The 15,392-nt window shown below is 61.5% G+C and carries 16 protein-coding genes; 7 read left to right on the top strand and 9 right to left on the bottom strand.

Features of this window, described 5'->3' with window-relative positions:
- The first annotated feature begins 6 nt into the window (after positions 1–6).
- The 3 genes from AC2CGW_RS07915 to AC2CGW_RS07905 all read left to right on the top strand — a co-directional run bounded on the left by AC2CGW_RS07915 (position 7) and on the right by AC2CGW_RS07905 (position 5,466).
- On the top strand, positions 7–1,905 hold the full coding sequence (locus tag AC2CGW_RS07915) for a Hint domain-containing protein (RefSeq protein ID WP_484573811.1): 1,899 nt from the start codon (positions 7–9) through the stop codon (positions 1,903–1,905).
- Positions 1,892–3,322: a hypothetical protein gene (locus AC2CGW_RS07910; protein ID WP_484573810.1), complete on the top strand. Its 1,431-nt coding sequence runs from the start codon at positions 1,892–1,894 to the stop codon at positions 3,320–3,322. Before AC2CGW_RS07915 ends, AC2CGW_RS07910 begins: the two co-directional genes overlap by 14 nt.
- Before the next feature lie 143 nt (positions 3,323–3,465).
- Complete coding sequence (locus AC2CGW_RS07905) at positions 3,466–5,466, top strand: peptidase U32 family protein (protein ID WP_484573809.1); 2,001 nt, start codon at positions 3,466–3,468, stop codon at positions 5,464–5,466.
- Positions 5,467–5,642: 176 nt separating this feature from the next.
- On the opposite strand, the gene AC2CGW_RS07900 is transcribed toward AC2CGW_RS07905, so the two are convergent.
- The 4 genes from AC2CGW_RS07900 to AC2CGW_RS07885 all read right to left on the bottom strand — a co-directional run bounded on the left by AC2CGW_RS07900 (position 5,643) and on the right by AC2CGW_RS07885 (position 9,116).
- Positions 5,643–5,807, bottom strand: a complete 165-nt coding sequence (locus AC2CGW_RS07900) for a con-10 family general stress protein (protein ID WP_186664609.1) — start codon at positions 5,805–5,807, stop codon at positions 5,643–5,645.
- 156 nt (positions 5,808–5,963) lie between these two features.
- Entirely contained in the window at positions 5,964–7,241 is a 1,278-nt protein-coding gene (locus AC2CGW_RS07895) for an NTP/NDP exchange transporter (RefSeq protein WP_484574007.1), read from the bottom strand.
- Positions 7,242–7,245: 4 nt separating this feature from the next.
- Positions 7,246–8,154, bottom strand: coding sequence for an aldo/keto reductase (locus AC2CGW_RS07890; RefSeq protein WP_484573808.1), 909 nt, complete (start codon positions 8,152–8,154; stop codon positions 7,246–7,248).
- 83 nt (positions 8,155–8,237) lie between these two features.
- Entirely contained in the window at positions 8,238–9,116 is an 879-nt protein-coding gene (locus tag AC2CGW_RS07885; RefSeq protein ID WP_186664605.1) for a Dyp-type peroxidase, read from the bottom strand.
- 185 nt (positions 9,117–9,301) lie between these two features.
- On the opposite strand from AC2CGW_RS07885, the gene AC2CGW_RS07880 reads away from it, so the two are divergent.
- On the top strand, positions 9,302–10,195 hold the full coding sequence (locus AC2CGW_RS07880; RefSeq protein WP_186664604.1) for a bile acid:sodium symporter family protein: 894 nt from the start codon (positions 9,302–9,304) through the stop codon (positions 10,193–10,195).
- Between the two features lie 12 nt (positions 10,196–10,207).
- Here AC2CGW_RS07880 and AC2CGW_RS07875 read toward each other — a convergent pair whose 3' ends face one another.
- Positions 10,208–10,672, bottom strand: coding sequence for a sterol desaturase family protein (locus AC2CGW_RS07875; protein ID WP_186664603.1), 465 nt, complete (start codon positions 10,670–10,672; stop codon positions 10,208–10,210).
- Positions 10,673–11,098: 426 nt separating this feature from the next.
- On the opposite strand from AC2CGW_RS07875, the gene AC2CGW_RS07870 reads away from it, so the two are divergent.
- The gene (locus AC2CGW_RS07870; protein WP_186664602.1) at positions 11,099–11,812 is read left to right on the top strand and encodes an MgtC/SapB family protein; all 714 of its coding nucleotides are present in this window, start codon (positions 11,099–11,101) and stop codon (positions 11,810–11,812) included.
- On the opposite strand, the gene dksA is transcribed toward AC2CGW_RS07870, so the two are convergent.
- From dksA to AC2CGW_RS07855, 3 genes are read right to left on the bottom strand one after another with little or no spacing between them, the layout of a single operon-like run.
- The gene (dksA, locus tag AC2CGW_RS07865; protein ID WP_186709155.1) at positions 11,809–12,216 is read right to left on the bottom strand and encodes an RNA polymerase-binding protein DksA; all 408 of its coding nucleotides are present in this window, start codon (positions 12,214–12,216) and stop codon (positions 11,809–11,811) included. The two genes, AC2CGW_RS07870 and dksA, sit on opposite strands and share 4 nt — an antisense overlap.
- Positions 12,217–12,242: 26 nt before the next feature.
- A complete protein-coding gene (locus AC2CGW_RS07860) occupies positions 12,243–13,580 on the bottom strand; it encodes a dihydroorotase (RefSeq protein ID WP_186709151.1) in 1,338 nt (445 codons plus the stop codon).
- Between the two features lie 2 nt (positions 13,581–13,582).
- Complete coding sequence (locus tag AC2CGW_RS07855; protein WP_186664598.1) at positions 13,583–14,143, bottom strand: gamma carbonic anhydrase family protein; 561 nt, start codon at positions 14,141–14,143, stop codon at positions 13,583–13,585.
- Positions 14,144–14,326: 183 nt separating this feature from the next.
- Between AC2CGW_RS07855 and AC2CGW_RS07850 the strand changes: the two genes are divergently transcribed.
- Together AC2CGW_RS07850 and AC2CGW_RS07845 are read left to right on the top strand one after the other, a co-directional pair.
- Positions 14,327–14,827: a DUF4142 domain-containing protein gene (locus tag AC2CGW_RS07850; protein WP_186719413.1), complete on the top strand. Its 501-nt coding sequence runs from the start codon at positions 14,327–14,329 to the stop codon at positions 14,825–14,827.
- A gap of 26 nt (positions 14,828–14,853) precedes the next feature.
- Positions 14,854–15,105: a hypothetical protein gene (locus AC2CGW_RS07845; protein WP_186664596.1), complete on the top strand. Its 252-nt coding sequence runs from the start codon at positions 14,854–14,856 to the stop codon at positions 15,103–15,105.
- 64 nt (positions 15,106–15,169) lie between these two features.
- Here the strand turns inward: AC2CGW_RS07845 and AC2CGW_RS07840 are convergent, their stop codons facing one another.
- Positions 15,170–15,340, bottom strand: a complete 171-nt coding sequence (locus AC2CGW_RS07840; protein WP_288377438.1) for a DUF6021 family protein — start codon at positions 15,338–15,340, stop codon at positions 15,170–15,172.
- Positions 15,341–15,392: the final 52 nt, after the last annotated feature.

Below are 15,392 nucleotides of genomic sequence, written 5' to 3'. Positions count from 1 at the left end.
AAGACGATGACAAGTCGAGAGTCGACCTCAATTAATCTATTGGCTGCATTGTTTTTATTCTTTTATGCGCTTCCTTCTGCCTGGGCCGCCGAGGCCACTGATGAAGTAAACGCAATAAACGCCCAGGAAAAAGTAGAAACATTGGGGCAGGAATTGACTAAAGATCTTACCCCTGGCGTCCTGTATCAGCTGGACTGGGGCAACCCCCAGCATTATCAACTTTATAAGGCACAACAACGCCTGACAGGGCATACAAAAGCACAGGCGCCCGAAATGTTCAGGCGCCTGGAAGCTGCGCACAAACAGCGGGTGAAAGCGCTCGCTGTTTCCGGCGCAAAGCCTGACGCAGTAAAACCAGTTGTCTTCCCTGAGACGTCCAGTGATGCCGACGCTCCTTTGCAAGACCTTCAATTCATCTCGGAGCTTTCGCGCTCCAATGCTACTGCAACTAGTTCAGCGGTCACGTACAGCTCTGAAGCCATTTCGACCGTTGCGAACGGCAGCGAGAGAAACTCTGTCACGCTCATTATGTATAACGACCTCACGGGTGATTTCATTGCCTCGAAAAACGCCACTGATCTGACGAACCTTCCTGAACTACGCGTTAACGTGAGTGCCTCGGTGGATCCAACGATTCCCGTTCGCGCTGTCGCTTTCTTCAACATGATCCCCAAGGACAGTGACGACGAGTTCCCGCCGACGCTCGTCATGAAGGCAGTCAGTTCAACGGGTATCGTTGACGCTTGTATGACAGAGCCCAGACCTTGTACAAGAGACGCCAATGGCAAATGCGTCATTTCTGCTCCTGCCGCTACGGAAGTCTGCAGCAATAAACTCCCTGACAACGATACACCCATCAAGATGTGCTGGAACCGCCACAGCCGTGAAGAGTGCGATTATTGGGCAAGCCAGAACAAGCCTGCTAACTATCTGATTCCCGTTTCTGGCTACGCTCTCGCCGAAGGAAAAACCGAATCTACGGTAACTGGCGAAACGGCGATCTATCTAGTAAACCCGAGCGGTGGGGGCTGTCGGGTACACTCCAGAGCTGAAAGTATTGCTGACGAATGGACATCTGACGGTAATGGAAAGCTGAGCTTCAATTACGAGGCCGAAAAGTTCAAGCGCAACCCGTCATGCCTGACCAACAATAAAGACTCGCTCGTCAACTTCTACATGACCAACATGCTCTACCTTCCAGGAACGCCAGAAGATCCCATGCCACGAAACGTAACGCTTGTATTTACCAGCGATAAGCGATCCGCAGGAAACCCCGGCAGGGAGATCATCCCTCAACTCCGCATCATGGAAGGTTGTGTAGCAGGGGGCACATTGATCACCCTGGCGTCGGGCGAGACAAAAAAAATCGAAGAGATCGTCTCGGGAGACAAGGTCAAGACACCGCATGGCGTGCGCACGGTCAGTGAAAGAACCACGGGTACAGAAAATGGCTCCATGCTTGAGATACGCACTACCGGCCAGACCCTGCATGTCACACCGACCCACCCCATCATGCGAGCGATTCAAATCGGGAGTGCCGTGAGAAACATGGAGGTGCAGGCACGGGAAATCCAGGTAGGCGACAAGTTGGCCGGTGACGGACCTCCGATCACGGTGACATTCGTCGGTTATGTCGAGGCTCAGGCCACCCCGGTATACAACTTGCAATTCAAAGGTGGCGTCGAAGGCAGTTATTACGCCAACGGCATTTTGTCGGGTAACCTCGCTACGCAAAATATGCTGGCAGATCTCAAAAGCAGAGCGCCACTTCGCAGCCCTGCGCAACTGCGAGCAACCGTCCATCCTGCGTTCTTGGCTGATTACGACAACCAGCAAAAACAAAAGGCGCAGCAGTCCTCTGACGTGAGCGGCACTTCACAGGAGGTCGGCAATGCAACGCGATAACGATGCACTCAGGCTCTCCATCGTTCAGGCCGTTTACGAGACAGACTGCCTGCGTGTGGCATGGAGCCCTCTCGAATTGGACACGCCTGCAGGTTGGGTGATCACATTGGGTCATCAGGACACAGGCGGCTGGACGCCGTTGAAACACCAATTCATTCCAGACGGTGCAGCTACCGTTGGCGTATTACCTCTGTCCGAACCCCTGAGCGCGATACGTGAATATCGCGTCACCGTGATGGCCTTGCGGGAGAGTGGGGAAACAGAGAGCAGCGCTCCACTGCCCCTGCCAACCCTCCAGCCGATCCTGCACTCGGCGATATACGATGGCGAGACCCTGCGCGTTGGTTGGCAGCCTTCCAGCCAGGCTCTTCTGGGCTATGAGATCGTCGTGTCATCGACGATCAGCGGCACGACATTCGTCATTCCAATCAGTGGAGCGGGTAGCGCCAGTGCTGTCGTGGGCAATTCGCAACTGGGCGGGGGGCTGGGCAATGACCAAGGCTGGACAGTCGGCGTGGAGGCTGTGGTTCGCGAGAATACCCGCGCCCGATCGGAGCTGATTCATTTCCCGTCATGCATGACCCCGCCGAATCTGGAGCAGAGCCCGCTCTATCGTGGTGGAAACCGCATCGCAGTCGCATGGTTTTCCCTGGACCCCAGAGAGATCGTGCAATACCAGCTGAGCCTGCGCAGTGCGCTTACCGGCACGCATTACGACATGGCCCTGCCCGCGGGATACGAGCTCGCCGACTTGCCACTGTCCTCGCCACTGCCGGAGTTTGATGCGTTCAGCTTTACCCTCACGGCCCTGACTGCAAAAGGCGCAGGCATCAGCACCAAGCCTTTGCGCGTCGTAGCAGACAGGCCCGACATCACCTCAGTGGTGTTGGACAACGAGGGCGTCGATGTGGCCTGGAACATGTCGAACAGTCTGGAGATCACTCACTACATCGTGCAGGTGTTTTCGCCAGAGACCGCCATGGTCGCCGCCTCTGCGCGCGTCGATGCCCCCCGGACCCACGAGCGCTTGTCGCTGAAAGCGCCGCTTAGGACCGACAAGAAGTGGGTGTGTCAGGTCATTGCCTATCCTGGGTCTGGGGTAGGAACGGAAGGCGATTGGGTGCCGATGGTTACTGGGACTCCATTGGTTACCTTGCTCCGACCGAGAGTAGGGGTCGTGGATGTCACCTGGTCGCCTCCGGAATCGGTAGTAGCGCCTGAAGGCACATGGGTGTCGATTACTCGCGCAGGTAATGTCATCAGTCAGGATCGGGTCGCTGGCTGCAGTGCCCAGATGATGATTCCAGTGTTTGATGCGAACCTGGATCAATCGCTGAGCGTACAGCTGACGCCTATCTGTGGCAAAGCGTCCAGCAGGACGCAATGGCAAGCGGAGCAAACTGCTCCGGCTCTCTGACACGTGGGCGGATGACGGGGCTGCGTCAAGGAGAGCAGGCTCGTCGCTGCCGAGTATGCCCGCCTGGAACGTCACGGGTGCCTGCGCGGCAATTCATCGCTACAATGCCGCCCTAAACCGTGACAGCACGAACCTATAACGACATGTCCCTTCCAAAGAATCACCTGGAACTGCTCAGCCCTGCCCGCGATGTGGCCATCGCCCGCGAGGCCATTCTGCATGGCGCCGACGCCATCTATATCGGCGGACCGAGCTTCGGCGCGCGGCACAACGCGTGCAACGAGGTCAGCGATATCGCCGAGTTGGTGGAGTTCGCCCGGCGCTACCACGCGCGGGTCTTCACCACGATCAATACCATCCTCCACGACAACGAGCTGGAGCCTGCACGCAAGCTGATCCACCAGCTGTACGACGCCGGTGTCGATGCATTGATCGTCCAGGACCTGGGGGTGATGGAGCTGGACATCCCACCGATCGAGTTGCACGCCAGTACACAGACCGACATTCGCACACTAGAGCGCGCCAGATTCCTCGACCAGGCCGGCTTCTCCCAGTTGGTGCTGGCCCGTGAACTGAACCTGCAGCAGATACGCGCCATCGCCGCCGAGACCGATGCTGCCATCGAGTTCTTCATCCACGGCGCGTTGTGCGTGGCCTTCTCCGGCCAATGCAACATTTCCCACGCCCAGACCGGCCGCAGCGCCAACCGAGGTGATTGCTCCCAGGCCTGTCGCCTGCCCTACACCCTCAAGGACGATCAGGGCCGGGTGGTTGCCTTCGAGAAGCACCTGCTGTCGATGAAGGACAACAACCAGACCGCCAACCTGCGTGACCTGGTCGACGCCGGCGTGCGCTCATTCAAGATCGAAGGCCGCTACAAGGACATGGGCTATGTGAAGAACATCACCGCCCACTACCGCAAGGAGCTGGATGCGATTCTCGAGGATCGCCCGGACCTGGCCCGCGCATCGAGCGGTCGAACCCAGCACTTCTTCGTACCGGACCCGGACAAGACCTTCCACCGCGGCAGCACCGACTACTTCGTCAGCGACCGCAAGATCGACATCGGTGCCTTCGATTCGCCCACCTTCACCGGCTTGCCAGTGGGTGTGGTGGAAAAGGTCGGCAAGCGTGACCTGATGGTGGTCACCGAGGTACCGCTGACCAACGGTGACGGCTTGAACGTGCTGGTCAAGCGTGAAGTGGTGGGCTTCCGGGCCAACATCGCCGAGCCACGTGGCGAGTTCGAGGACGATGGCCAGACACGCTACCGTTATCGCGTCGAGCCCAACGAGATGCCCGAAGGCTTGCACAAGCTGCGGCCGAATCACCCACTGTCGCGCAACCTTGACCATAACTGGCAGCAGGCGCTGCAACGCACCTCGTCCGAGCGCCGCGTCGCGGTTCAGTGGCATGTCGTGCTGACCGAGCAACGCCTGGCGCTGAGTGTCACCAGCGAGGAAGGCGTCACCGTGCAGGTTGCCCTGGACGGCCCGTTCGGCGCGGCCAACAAACCGCAGCAGGCGCTGGATCAGTTGCACGACCTGCTGGGCCAACTGGGCACCACCCAGTACCACGCCGAGGCTATCGAGCTCGATGCCCCGCAGGCGTACTTTATCCCCAACTCGCAACTCAAGGCCCTGCGCCGTGAGGCTATCGAAATGCTCACCGAGGCACGGGTCAAAGCGCACCCGCGCGGTAGCCGCAAGGCCGAGACCACGCCTCCCCCGGTCTATCCCGAAGCGCACCTGTCGTTCCTGGCCAACGTCTATAACCAGAAAGCCCGTGACTTCTATCATCGCCATGGGGTGAAGTTGATCGATGCAGCGTTCGAGGCCCACGAGGAGCACGGCGAGGTGCCGGTGATGATCACCAAGCACTGCCTGCGCTTCTCCTTCAACCTGTGTCCCAAGCAGGCCAAGGGCGTTACCGGTGTACGCACCAAGGTCGCGCCAATGCAGCTGATTCATGGCGACGAAGTGCTGACCCTGAAATTCGACTGCAAGCCGTGCGAAATGCACGTGGTCGGCCGGATGAAAGACCACATCATCGACCTGCCAACCCCAGGCAGCGCGGTGAGCCAGGTGGTTGGGCACATCAGCCCGGAAGACTTGCTCAAGACCATCGTGCGCGCGCCGCACTGAGGCCGAGCACGACTTCTGCCTCCGCCTCCCGGTGAAGTTTCGAGGCAGGCAAGGATTGCCTGCCTGCCGCGCACGAGCGCAGATTGATCCGGAAAATAACTACGGGTACAAACCCGAAACTCTTGCCTCAGCCTACTGTTGCGGTGCCGAGCTACCCCGGCACCGCGCAGCATCACTTACGAGCGGCCGCCCTTGCGGCCCATGTCGTCGTTCTGCTTGTTGCCACCGGACTGCTGGCCGCCTTTGCGACCGGCTTCGGACGCTTTTTCCCGGTCGTTGGCGAAGTTGCCAGGATTTTTGGTACCACCCTGACTGCCAGTCTTGTTCTGGTTATTGGCCATGGTCTTGCACCTCTTGTGGCTGTGGGATATGCACGGGCGTTTGCCGTACATAAGTTCGGAGCATCGCAGCAGCAGGGGATTCGGTTTATTACCGATCTGGCAGACCGGTGGCGCTAAAGGTGCAACGGCGCTGTATTTGGCGCGAGGTGCTTTGAGTTACGGGGCGTTTTCGAGGCTACGCTGGCGACGGCCCAGCCAGGCGCCGGTAACGCCCCAGCCAAGCGCGAGGATGGCGCCGATCGACATGGCCAACTGCGGATGCTCGCCCAGCAGGTCCAGGCCGCGCTTGACCCAACCGCTCAAGGCATCGCCGCCGCGGTAGACCACGGTGTCGATAAAGTTCTTGGCTTTGTACTTCTCATCAGCGGGCAAGACGGTGAAGAGCATCTCCCGTCCCGGGCGCACCAGGGCGTACTCGCCTGCACGACGCACGACCATCACGAAAACGAACACCGCAAAGACCGGCGCCAGCGCCAGCCAGATGAAGGCGACCGCCATCACCAGTGGCACGCCCACCAGTAACACAGCGACACCCAGGCGCCGGGCCAGGCGTCCGGTGAGAAAGACCTGGGTGAGTATCGCCAGCGTTTGCACGACTGTGTCGATCAGGCCAAAGACTTGTGTCTGCCGTGTACGGTCGCTGAACGTCTCGCTGACGATACGGGCCTGCTCGAAATACAGGAAGGTGCTGACGCTGGCCAGCAGTATGACGAACAACGCGATACTCAGCAGGTAGGGCGACTGCAGCACGGCGGTGGCGCCGGAAAACGGATTCCCGCCCAGCGGCCGAGAGCTCGGATGCGCGGTGCTGGTCGGCAGCGGATTCAGCTCACGCCAGTGTTGCAGGTACAGAGCAGCGCCTATGCTGCCAAGCAGACAGACGCCCGCCAGCACCAACAAACCCGCGTGCCCGAGGGGAGAAACCAGCAGAGTGCCAAGAATCGGCCCGCTCAGGCCGCCAAGGCTTGCACCCGCCGCCAGCAGGCCGAACAGGCGCTTGCCCTGCTCGCTGGAAAACAGGTCTGCCAGTACGCTCCAGGCCAGGGAGATGGCCAGCAGGTTGAACACCGACAGCCAGATATAAAAAGCCCGTGCATTCCAGAGGTCATCTGGATCACGGGCAAAGAGCACAGCAAACAACAGCAGGTTGCTGGTAAAGAAGGCGTAGGTCCACGACAGGATGCGCCGCCGCTTCACCCGTGAAGCAAGCCAGCCGAATAGCGGCAGGCAGGCCAGGGTCGCAATGAAGGTGCCGGTGAACAGCCATTGCAGATTGTCCACACCTCCTGCCACGCCCATGGTTTCGCGGACGGGGCGCAGCATGAAATACCCCGTGAACAGCAGGTAGAACAGCGCAAGGCCTGCGACCACTGCCGGGCCTTCGCCGGGCTGGATGTTGAGGCTCTGGTCCAGGCGCCGCCGCCAGCCGTTCATGGCGTCAGGCAAATTGCTTGATCAGCGCCTGGCGCTGGGCTTCGCTCAGCAGCGGCTCGCTGCCAGCCTTGAGCTGGTCAAGCTGACGGTCCGGGCGGCCGGTCGCAGGAATTACCGTGGTCACCGCCGGGTGACTGATGGCGAACTTCAGGAACAGCTGCGCCCAACTGCCGATACCCGCCTCGCCCGCCCAAGATGGCAATGCCTGATCCTTGACCCGGGCGAACAGCCGGCCATCGTCGAAAGCACGGTTGACCAGCACCGCGACGCCTTTGTCCTGGCACAGCGGCAGCAGCTCGTGCGCGGCATCCGGAGCGTTCACCGAGTAGTTGATCTGGATGAAGTCCAGCGGCTCGCTGCGCACGATGCGCGCCACCTCATCCTGCCCACTGTTGAGATAGTGAGTGATGCCCACATAGCGCGTCTTGCCTTGCTGCTTCAACTCCCGGGCATAGGGTAGCTGGGTCTGCCAGTCGCGCAGGTTGTGGATCTGCAGCAAGTCGACCTTGTCGGTGCGCAGGCTGGAAAGGCTTTGCACCCATTGCCGTTCGGCCCCTTCCCGGCTGTCGGCAGCGATCTTGGTGGCGATGAAACACTGACGGTGCCAGCCGCCCTCCTCCAGCAACTGGCCGAGAATGGCGTCGGCACCGCCGTAGTTGGGCGAGGTGTCGATGACCTTGCCGCCGCCTTTGAAGAACGCCTCGAGCACAAGCTTGAGCTGTTGGTACTGGGCAGAGCCGGCCTGGACCTCGAAACTACCGGAAGTGCCGGCACCGATGACCGGCAAGGCCTCACCGGTGGCGGGGATCTTGCGGGTCAGCAGGCCGCTGCCGGACTCGGCGCGCAGCCAAGGGCTCAGGGCCAGTGCGCCAAGCGCGGCGCTGGCACGCAGGACATCGCGACGTGCGTACATGAAGGAGGCTCCCGTTTACAGGGGGAAACCTTCAAGGCTAGTCGCTCTACCCTGCGATGCGCAGCGATTCTGTATCGGGATATTTAACCGAGCAACAGGCGCAGGTCCAGGCCTTCAGCCCCCATTGGCGGGCACCAGTAGTAGCCGCCGGTCAGTGGTCGGCTGAAGCGGTACAAGGCATCGACCACGCCATCTTCCAGGCCACTCATGCGCCGCAGCTGGACTTCGAAGGCATCGAACGAGCGGCCCAGGGCAACGAAGGCCAGCCCTGCGCCACGGTTGTCGGCCCAGGCCACCGAACGGCGCACCATGAAGGCCCCGGGGTCATAGCTCTCCTGCGCGGTACGCTTGACGTGGGCCGACTCCGGCGCGTCTTCCAGCTCCTCGTTGTCGCTCAGGCGACGGCCAATGATGTCATCCTGCTCTGGCTGAGGCAGCGACTTGAAGTAGTTGAGATCGTGTTTCCACAGCTGGAACGCAGCGAAACTGGAACCTGCCAGGCCCGCTTGCTCGCCCGCCACGATGGCTGCGTCGACAGCATCGTTGTCCCGCGGGTTTTCGGTGCCGTCTTCATAGCCGGTCAGGTCGTGTCCGCCGTGGTGCAGAAAACCATCGACACTGTCGACCAGTGTGAAAGCCGGCGCCAGGGCCTGCTCCAGGGCTTGGGCACGCAGGAACAGATCACCACGCGCGTCATCACGCAGCCAGAGCCACAGGGCATGCTGGGTGGCCGGATTTTCGACCGCTGCGTCCAACTGCGGGAAACTGCGCAAGCCCGGGACATCGCGCCCCAGTGCCTTGGCCAGCGGCGCGCCGACGGCCAGGATCAGGCTGTGGCCGTCGACTTGCTGCAACAAGGCATCCAGAACGGCAGGCAACGCCTCCCCCGTATGCAGGGCAAAGAACAGGTGACGGGCGTGGGCCGGCACCGGAGTGGCGAGCAGACCTTGCTGGAACGACATGACGAGCTAATCCTTCGGCAAAAGCGCGAATCCTACTGTGCTCGGCAGCCCATCGCAACGCGTCAGGTCGCGGCGAGGTGTGGCTCATCCAGAAATAATCAGTTACCAAAGGCCGGCACTTTGCGATTAGCTGATCGATGGAGCCTGCCTACACTGTTCGGAATCCTTCACCCACGAGCATGCCGATGACCGCCTCCCCCTTGCTGACAGCCTTCCTGCCCATCGCCCTGGGCATCATCATGCTAGGCCTGGGGTTGTCGCTGACCCTCGCCGACTTCGCCCGAGTGGTGAAATATCCTAAGCCCGTGCTGGTCGGCCTGGCCTGTCAGATTCTGTTGCTGCCGTTCATCTGCTTCCTGATCGCCAACGGGTTTGGCCTGGAGGCCGCGCTGGCAGTGGGCCTGATGCTCTTGGCCGCATCGCCGGGCGGGACTACCGCGAACCTGTTCAGCCACCTGGCACATGGCGACGTGGCACTGAACATCACGCTGACGGCGGTCAACTCGCTGATCGCCATCCTCACCATGCCACTGCTGGTCAACCTGTCGCTGATCTACTTCATGGAGTCGGACCAGGCCATCCCGCTGCAATTTGCCAAGGTCATGCAGGTGTTTGCCATCGTCCTGCTGCCCGTGGGCCTGGGCATGCTGATCCGCCGCTACGCACCGGGCTTTGCCGCGCGGATGGAGAAACCGATGAAGCTGGTAGCGGCGTTGTTCCTGGCCTTCACCATCGTTTTGGCACTGGCCAAGGACTGGCAGACAGTGGTGGAGTACGCGCCGGTGGTGGGTGTCGCCGCGCTGTTGTTCAACGTGATCAGCCTGGGGCTGGGGTATTGGGTGCCACGCCTGTTGCGCATCCCGAAACGCCAGGCGATCGCCATCGGCATGGAGATCGGCATTCACAACGGCACCTTGGCCATCGCGCTGGCGTTGAGTCCCAGCTTGCTGAACAACCCCACCATGGCCGTGCCGGCAGCGATCTACAGCCTGATCATGTTCTTCACAGCTGCAGCCTTTGGCTGGTGGGTGAGTCGAGGGCACAAAGAGGCCATTGCCGTGCAGGAAACCACGAATTGAAACCTGCGCGACTCAGTCGCCCCGCCGCGCGCGCAACTGGCGCTTGAGCTCGCGCAGCGGCGGCGCGTAGAAGAAGCCGAACGACACGCTACCTTCGCGTCCTTTCACCGCGTGATGAAGCCGATGCGCCCGGTACAGGCGTTTGAGGTAGCGCTGCATGGGTTTGGGTTTACGCGGCCAGTGCCGATGGAAGAAACCGTCGTGGGCCACCACGTACAGCACGCCATAGCCCGCGACACCTCCACCGACCCACTGCAGGGGCGCGTAGCCGGCCTTGCCCAGGGCCATCAGGCCAGCGGCGATCAGGGCCAGTGCCACCAGGTAGAGGTCATTGGTCTCGAGCACACCCAGGTGCGGCTCATGGTGCGAGCGGTGCAGCCACCAGCCCCAGCCGTGCATGACGTACTTGTGGGCCAGTGTGCCGACACCCTCCATGGCCACCAGGGTGGCGAGCAGCACGGCGATGTTGAACAGCATGGGACAGTCCGGCGTGGATGGTGAAAGGCGCCAAGGTTACCACCGCTGATGAACGCACCGGAAACGGTAGGAGGTTTCGGCAATGAAGCAATTGTCATGAATTCGCCCTTGATTCTGCGCAACTGCAGGCGTAAGGTCCGCGACGCACTTATGCATCCCCTACAGGAGTCCTGCATTGGACAGTAGCCCCAGTCGATTGCGACAGGTCCACACGGCAAGCTAGTCCGGCAGCATTCCTGCCGCTGTCTTGCCGAACACGGTAGACGGCGGTCCATCTCGCCTGCGAAGGCAGATTTCCCCTCTTCTTTCCCCGCTCAGCCAGCGCTTGCCGGCGAGTGTCGTGGTCCTGCGCGCTCATTCATTTTATTGGCGTCACATTTGCCAGTGGCGCATGTGCGGGCCGTTGCCCGTGGAAAGAGGTTTGCTATGGATTGGAAAGTATTTCTGCTGCGCGTCAGCGTGGCCCTCGTACTCGGCGCCCTGATCGGTGCCGAACGTCAACTGCGCCAGCGCCTGACCGGCCTTCGCACCAATGCGCTGGTCAGCACCGGTGCCTGCCTGTTCGTGCTGATGACCCAGGCGGTACCCGGCATGGAACCCAGCGACGCCTCGCGCATCGCCGCGTATGTCGTGTCCGGCATCGGCTTTCTCGGTGGTGGCGTGATCATGCGCGATGGTTTCAACGTGCGCGGCCTGAACACCGCTGCCACGCTCTGGTGCACCGCGGCCATCGGTGTGCTGTGCAGCCTGGGACTGTTGCTGGAGGCAACCCTGGGCAGCCTGGTGGTGCTGTGTGCCAACATCCTGCTGCGCGACATCGCCCAGCGCCTGGACCGCCAGGACGTCGTGCCCGCCAGTGAAGTCGAGCAACGCTTCGAGGTGCGCATCGTCTGCCGGGCAGAAGACGAGATCCAGGTGCGCAGCCTGATGCTGCACAGCCTCAGTGACCCGGGCCTGCGCCTGCAGTCGCTGCACAGCGAAGACCTGCACGACCCGCTGCGCCTGGAGGTGCGCGCCGAACTGCTGGGCACGCCACAGGCGCCTGCACAACTGGAGCGCCTGGTGAGCCGGGTGAGCCTGGAGAAAGGCGTCAGTTCAGTGCGCTGGCAGCTTTACGCCCAGCCCGTGGTGGTCGACTAGGCATCATCGCGCAAATGCCGTTCCCTGAGTTCCTGCCGCTCCTTGGCTTCTATGCACAGGGTCGCGGTCGGACGCAGCAGCAGGCGGCGCAGGCCGATCGGCTCGCCGGTTTCCTCACACCAGCCGTAATCCCCCTTGGCCAGGCGCTCCAACGCCTGGTCGATCTTGTCCAGCAGGCGCTTCTCTCGCTCAAGGGTGCGCAACTGCCAGTGCCGCTCCTCCTCGGCACTGCCAAGATCGGCCGGGTCGCTGTGCACTTCCTGCTCGCGCAACGCCTGGAAGTCCTGCTCTATGCGCTCCTGCAACTCCACCCGCTGCCCCAGCAACAGGTTACGAAAGTACTGGCGCTGGGGCTCGTTCATGTAGGCCTCGGCCGGCTGGCGGAGCAAGTCTTCTTCAGTCATGGGGGCACACTCGTGCAATAAAGGAGTCATCGATCGAACATCAGCGGCAGGCCCTGGCAGCGTGGCTGCACCTGGCCTTGGTGCCAGGCCAGCTGGCCGGATACCACGGTGGTACGCACCACATGCTGCAGGTGTCGATGCTGAAAAGGTGTCCAGCCGCAGTGGGCCAGGATCGGATCATCGGCGACCGGGCGCGGTTGCGCCAGGCGCTCGACCAGCGCCAGGTCCGCCCAGTAACCTTCGCGCAGAAAACCGCGCTCGCGTATGGCGAACAGGCGGGCCACTGCGTGGCTGGTCTTGTCGACCAACTGGGTCAGGCTCAGCACACCCTCGCTGACCAGCTCCAGCGCTGCCGGCAAGGCATGCTGCACCAACGGCAGTCCCGAGGGCGCGCGGCCATAGACTCGCCGCTTTTCCTCGAGCGTATGCGGGGCATGATCGGTTCCGATCACGTCGATCACATCGCCGGCCAGCGCCTGGCGCAGTGCGTCACGGTCGGCACGGGTCTTGATGGCCGGATTGCATTTGATCAGATGGCCGAGCTGCGCGTAGTCACTGTCGTCGAACAGCAGGTGGTGCAGGCAGACCTCGGCGGTGATGTGCTTGTCGCGTACCGGGCCAGCGGCGAACAGCGCCAGTTCGCGCGCGGTGGTCAGGTGCAGTACGTGCAGGCGTGTACCGAAACGCCTGGCCATGTCCACGGCCATCGACGAGGAGCGATAGCAGGCTTCGGCATCGCGAATCAGCGGGTGAGCGGCCGCAGGAATGAATTCGCCATGGCGCTCACGCCACAGCGCCTCGTTGGCCAGGATGCTCGGGGTGTGCTCACAGTGGGCCAGCAGGATGGTCGGGCAGTAGATGAACAGCCGCTCGAGCACCTGCGGGTCGTCCACCAGCATGTTGCCGGTGGACGCGCCCATGAACACCTTGACCCCGGCGACTTCACGCGGGTCGAGCGCGGCGATGGTGTCCAGGTTGTCGCGACTGACGCCGAAGTGAAAACCGTAGTTGGCCTGCGAGCTGGCCGCGGCGCGGCGTTTCTTGTCGGCCAGCGCCGCAGTGGTGAGGGTTGGCGGGTCGGTGTTGGGCATGTCCATGAAGCTGGTGATGCCACCCGCCACCGCAGCCCGCGACTCACTGGCAATGCTCCCTTTGTGCCCTGCCCCGGGTTCGCGAAAGTGCACCTGGTCATCGATCATGCCCGGCAGCAACCATTGCCCTTGCGCATCGATCTCGACCTTAGCGCGCACGCCTTCGATGCTCGCGGCGATCTTGTCGATGCGCCCACGGGCGACCAGCAGGTCAGCCTCGAACTCGCGCCCTTCGTTGACCAGCCGTGCGTTGCGTATCAGCAGGTCGGCCATGATCAGAACTCGTTCTGCAGGGCCTTGTAGCCCTGGACCAGGTCGATGTTGGTGCGGGCGACATCCTCGGAGAACTCCGAGGCCGACACGCTGACGGGTGGGTAGCGATCGAGATCGGTGTGCGGGCCGATATGTTCGGTGGGCGGTACGTAGAAGCGCTCTGGCAGGTCGCGACCGTCGACCACCGAGTTGTGACGCACGACGCTGCCATCACCCACGCGGCAATTGAACAGCACGCTGTTGAAGCCGATGAACACCCGATCGCCGACCACGCAGGGGCCATGCACGATGGAGCGGTGGGCGATGGAGGTGTACTCGCCGATGCTCACCGCCGCTCCGGACTTGGAGTGAATGACCACACCATCCTGAATGTTGGAGTTGGCGCCGATGACGATCGGCTCCATGTCCCCGGTGGCGTCCACCTCGTCGGCGCGGATGACCGCGTAGGGGCCGACGAACACATGGTCCTTGATGATGACCTTGCCGCAGATGATCGCGGTCTTGTCGATGTAGGCTGATTCGGCGATCTGTGGGAGGTGGCCGGAGGGGTTTCTGCGGATCACGGTAGGTTTCCTGAGACAAGCTGATTTCAGCAAATGTTACGTTATAACAGTTTACTTGCAACCCCCTCTCCTCATTCCTCTCCCGCAGAGCATGACGCCGGTGAGAAATTTCAAACTTTCGCCGCCGACCGGCGCTCAACCGTTTGCGACACCGATGTCGCGACCACGGACAAGGAGAGACACATGAATACTCTGTTCCTCAAGCGAGCCGGTCTGTGCATGGCCATGGGCCTTGTCTCGGTGCAGGTGATGGCCGCTTCCTCCGACGACTTCGTCGATGCGGCGACCGAGGCAGGTATCGCTGAAGTCGTAACCGGCAACCTGGCGCTGGAAAAGAGCAAGGACGCGGAGATCAAGACCTTTGCCCAGCAGATGGTCACCGGTCACACCCAGGCCAACCAGAAACTCGGTGATATCGCCCGCAAGCTGGATATCAGCGTGCCTGACGAGGCTGCGCTCACCGACAAGGTCAAGAAGATGATCCTGGAATGGCGCGACGAGTCGTTCGACAAGTCCTATGTCAACAATCAGGTCGATGCCCACGAGAAAGCCGTGGAGCTGTTCAAGAAGGAAGCCGCATCGTCCGACAAGCCGGAGCTCAAGGCTTTCGCCAGCGAGACCCTGCCCACCCTCGAGAAGCACCTGGAGCACGCCAAACAGCTTCAGGCCAAGCACGGCAAGTGATCCACAGGTAACCAGAGAGGCTTGATATGAGTAATGATGCTCTGCGCGCCGAAGTACTGACTCGGCTACTGCACGCCCACCCTGAAGGCCTGGGCAAGGAAGTGCTGGACAACTACCGCGGCGAAAAGGCGGTGGCCGGAATGCTCAAGACGCTTCAGGAGGCCGGCTTGATCCATGATGGCAGCGTCAATGTCGATGCCGATCACCAGATCAGCGTGCGTTATCCAATCAAGTTGTCCAGTGCCGGCGTAGACGCAGCGCGCCAGCTCGACAACTGAACCATCGGGCCTGCGGGCGCGGTACGTGCTGCCGCGTGCGCACGCCCAGAAGGTCATGACTCGATCACTTACCTTTCTTCTCGTGATCACGGGGTGGCTTTGCCGGACCTTGCGGGTCGACTTGCGGATCCTCCAGCTCGGGGGAGTCCGGATCAAAACCCAGATCCTGCTTGCTGGACGCCTTGTCGGATGAGTGAGGCCCTTGCGCAGGGTGTGGACGTTTCTGTTCGCTCATAGTGCGTTCTCCGTAACGGTGTCTACAGAAGAAAGCGCGGGCCTGGCGAAGT

The organism is Pseudomonas sp. SYWMCR5, assembly GCF_057197165.1.
Note: the sequence above shows the minus strand (reverse complement) of the source record. Positions and strands in the feature narration are given on the sequence as shown.

What these genes read in the sequence shown, in the direction of transcription:
- dksA (WP_186709155.1), bottom strand. Translation starts at nt 12,216, where the DNA reads ATGACTGAAGAAGACTTGCTCCGCCAGCCGGCCGAGGCCTACATGAAC.
- AC2CGW_RS07915 (WP_484573811.1), top strand. Translation starts at nt 7, where the DNA reads ATGACAAGTCGAGAGTCGACCTCAATTAATCTATTGGCTGCATTGTTT.
- AC2CGW_RS07890 (WP_484573808.1), bottom strand. Translation starts at nt 8,154, where the DNA reads ATGTACGCACGTCGCGATGTCCTGCGTGCCAGCGCCGCGCTTGGCGCA.
- AC2CGW_RS07860 (WP_186709151.1), bottom strand. Translation starts at nt 13,580, where the DNA reads ATGGCCGACCTGCTGATACGCAACGCACGGCTGGTCAACGAAGGGCGC.
- AC2CGW_RS07845 (WP_186664596.1), top strand. Translation starts at nt 14,854, where the DNA reads ATGAGTAATGATGCTCTGCGCGCCGAAGTACTGACTCGGCTACTGCAC.
- AC2CGW_RS07895 (WP_484574007.1), bottom strand. Translation starts at nt 7,241, where the DNA reads ATGAACGGCTGGCGGCGGCGCCTGGACCAGAGCCTCAACATCCAGCCC.
- AC2CGW_RS07910 (WP_484573810.1), top strand. Translation starts at nt 1,892, where the DNA reads ATGCAACGCGATAACGATGCACTCAGGCTCTCCATCGTTCAGGCCGTT.
- AC2CGW_RS07850 (WP_186719413.1), top strand. Translation starts at nt 14,327, where the DNA reads ATGAATACTCTGTTCCTCAAGCGAGCCGGTCTGTGCATGGCCATGGGC.
- AC2CGW_RS07885 (WP_186664605.1), bottom strand. Translation starts at nt 9,116, where the DNA reads ATGTCGTTCCAGCAAGGTCTGCTCGCCACTCCGGTGCCGGCCCACGCC.
- AC2CGW_RS07900 (WP_186664609.1), bottom strand. Translation starts at nt 5,807, where the DNA reads ATGGCCAATAACCAGAACAAGACTGGCAGTCAGGGTGGTACCAAAAAT.
- AC2CGW_RS07905 (WP_484573809.1), top strand. Translation starts at nt 3,466, where the DNA reads ATGTCCCTTCCAAAGAATCACCTGGAACTGCTCAGCCCTGCCCGCGAT.
- AC2CGW_RS07875 (WP_186664603.1), bottom strand. Translation starts at nt 10,672, where the DNA reads ATGCTGTTCAACATCGCCGTGCTGCTCGCCACCCTGGTGGCCATGGAG.
- AC2CGW_RS07840 (WP_288377438.1), bottom strand. Translation starts at nt 15,340, where the DNA reads ATGAGCGAACAGAAACGTCCACACCCTGCGCAAGGGCCTCACTCATCC.
- AC2CGW_RS07870 (WP_186664602.1), top strand. Translation starts at nt 11,099, where the DNA reads ATGGATTGGAAAGTATTTCTGCTGCGCGTCAGCGTGGCCCTCGTACTC.
- AC2CGW_RS07880 (WP_186664604.1), top strand. Translation starts at nt 9,302, where the DNA reads ATGACCGCCTCCCCCTTGCTGACAGCCTTCCTGCCCATCGCCCTGGGC.